At 72.4% G+C, this 2,636-nt stretch carries 3 protein-coding genes; 2 read left to right on the forward strand and 1 reads right to left on the reverse strand.

The window, feature by feature from the left end:
• The first annotated feature begins 224 nt into the window (after positions 1-224).
• Together GH736_RS20835 and GH736_RS20840 are read left to right on the forward strand one after the other, a co-directional pair.
• Positions 225-728: a GNAT family N-acetyltransferase gene (locus tag GH736_RS20835; RefSeq protein WP_159606722.1), complete on the forward strand. Its 504-nt coding sequence runs from the start codon at positions 225-227 to the stop codon at positions 726-728.
• A gap of 65 nt (positions 729-793) precedes the next feature.
• Complete coding sequence (locus GH736_RS20840; protein ID WP_159606724.1) at positions 794-1,753, forward strand: nucleoside hydrolase; 960 nt, start codon at positions 794-796, stop codon at positions 1,751-1,753.
• 44 nt (positions 1,754-1,797) lie between these two features.
• Here the strand turns inward: GH736_RS20840 and GH736_RS20845 are convergent, their stop codons facing one another.
• Entirely contained in the window at positions 1,798-2,379 is a 582-nt protein-coding gene (locus GH736_RS20845; protein WP_159606726.1) for an NUDIX hydrolase family protein, read from the reverse strand.
• Positions 2,380-2,636: the final 257 nt, after the last annotated feature.

The following is a 2,636-nucleotide window of genomic DNA, read 5'->3' on the forward strand; positions in this document are numbered from 1 at the left end:
GCTGCGCGTCGGCAGCCTCGTGTCGCCCGCGCGCACCAACCGTCGCGCGCAGGGCTGACGCACCCGGCACCGCTTGCTGAAGGCCCCGACGCCGACCACCCGGTCGACGGCGGGGCCTTCGCCGTCTCCGCGGCGAACCGGTGCCCGCGCAGCGCGCGCCCGCACTGGGCGCAAGGGGCGTCACCCGATTTCGCGTCCCGCGCACCCTGGCTTAGCCTTCTGGCATGAGCACCGATGTTGTTGCCGAGGTCGTCGTCCGTCCCATCCGCGATTCCGATGTGGAGGCGCTGGGGCGCGTCCACGCCACCTGCTGGCACGAGACCTACGACCACCTGATCAGCGCGGCGGCGTTCGAGCACCTCTCGCCGCGCCGCATGGCGGAGCTCTGGAACCACTACGCCGAGCGCGGCGAGGAGTACCAGCAGTTCGCGGCCCTCGTCGACGGCGAGATCGTCGGCTTCGTCGGCTCGGGGCCCGCCCGCGACGAGAACCCCCCGCGCGAACGCGAGCTGTACTTCATCTACCTCCTCGACGCCTACCACGGCACCGGCATCGGCCAGAAGCTGTTCGACGCCGCCGTCGGCGACGACGCCGTCTACCTGTGGGTCGCGTCCGACAACCCGCGCGCGCACCGGTTCTACGAGCGCAACGGCTTCGTGCTCGACGGCGCCGACCAGCACGTGCCGTTCCTCGGCGAGGAGATCCACGAGGTGCGGTTCGTCCGCTGACGCGGCACGCGGGTCGCGTCGGGTGACTGGCGCGCCGACCGCGACGGGCGCGTTACGGTGATGCGATGAGCGTTCCCGTGATCCTCGACGTCGACACGGGCGTCGACGACGCCCTCGCCATCCTCTTCGCGGTGCGGCATCCGGGCATCGAGGTGCTCGGCATCACCTGCGTCGCGGGCAACGCCTCGCTGGCGCAGGTCGTCGACAACACCCTGCGCGTGCTCGACGCCGTGGGGGCGCCGGACCTGCCGGTCGCGGCGGGCGCGGTGCGGCCCCTGCTCGAGCCGCCGCGCTCCGCCGGCCACGTGCACGGCCTCGACGGGCTCGGCGGTGTCCCCCTGCCGCCCACGCAGCGGAGACCCGAACCCGTCGGCGCCGTCGAACTCCTGCGTCGGCTCATCCTCGAACACCCCACCCCGGTGACGCTCGTGGCGCTCGCCCCGCAGACCAACCTCGCGCTGTTGCTGCGCACCTACCCCGAGGTCGCCGGCAACCTGGAACGCATCGTGTTCATGGGCGGCTCGGCGAGCGTCGGCAATGCGACCGCCGTGGCCGAGTTCAACGTGTGGCACGACCCCGAGGCCGCCGCCATCGTGCTCGACGCGAACGTGCCCGCCTACATGTACGGGCTCGACGTGTTCAACCGCGTCGCCGTCGAACAGGAGGTCGCGGCTGCGCTCGAGCACGGCGACGACCCCCTCGGCCGCGTCGTGGGCGCGCTCCTCGGGCATCGCATCGCCCTGTCCGCCGACGAGCAGGAGGAGTACACCGGGCTCATCGGCGACGCCGGCGCGGTGTGCTCGATCGTCGACCCGCTCGCGCTCCGCACCGAGGTGCGTCCCGTGCGCGTCGAGCTCGCCGGCTACGGCCGAGGGCAGACGCTCGTCGACCTGCGCGGGCGTCGCGGAGAAGACATGGTGCACGGGCTCGCCGACGAGTGGGCGAACGTCGAGATCGCCCTCGAGGTCGATGCGACGCGGCTCACGCGGCTGTTCCTCGAGACGCTCGGGCTCGCCGGGCGCTGAGCCGGCGCGGCGTCACTCGGCGCGGCGCGGCGGCGCGGCATCCGTCAGCGCAGCGCGCCCACCGAGGCGAGCGCCTGCTTGACGAGGATGCCCCGCCCGCCCTCCATCTCGGCGGCGATGCTCTCGGAGACCGCCTCGACCGGGGTCATCCACGTGACCTCGAGGGCGTCCTGCCGCGGCTCGCACGTGCCCGTGACGGGCACCACGTAGGCGAGCGACACGGCGTGCTGGCGCTCATCGGAGAACGGCGAGATACCGGGCAGCGGGAAGTACTCGGCCACCGTGAACGGCACGGGGCTCGCCGGCAGCAGCGGGAATGCCATCGGCCCGAGGTCCTTCTCGAGGTGGCGGAACAGCGCGTCGCGGAGCGTTTCGCCGAACATGACGCGGCCCGACACGAGCGTGCGGGTCATCTCGCCGACCGCGTTGGCGCGGAGCAGCACGCCGACCTCGGAGACCTGCCCGAGCCCGTCGACCCGCACCGGCACCGCCTCGACGTAGAGCAGCGGCAGGCGGCCGCGGATCTCGGCGAGCTCGAGGTCGGAGAGCCACCCCGGATTGGCGGGCGGCCGCACGACGGGCTCGTCGTCGGGATTCCAGTCCGGGTCCGGGGTGCGCACGCTCATGCCTCGATTCTGCCCCACGCACCGCCGCTTCCTCCGATCCGTCGAGATCTCGTGTTCGGTGCACGACGCGCCGGCGCGGATGCACCGAACACGAGATCTCGACGCGAGGGCGGCGCCGTCAGTCGCGCGAGGTGAGGGCGCTGACAGGGGACGCATTCAGCGAGACGACCACGTTGGTGTCAGGTCGCTTGTCGTCCTGGCCTTCGCCCTCTGGCGTGCAGAACGTGATCTGAAGATACGCACGGGGTTTGTTCCCG

It is taken from the genome of Agromyces humi (assembly GCF_009720255.1).
Classification (GTDB): Bacteria; Actinomycetota; Actinomycetes; order Actinomycetales; family Microbacteriaceae; genus Agromyces; species Agromyces humi.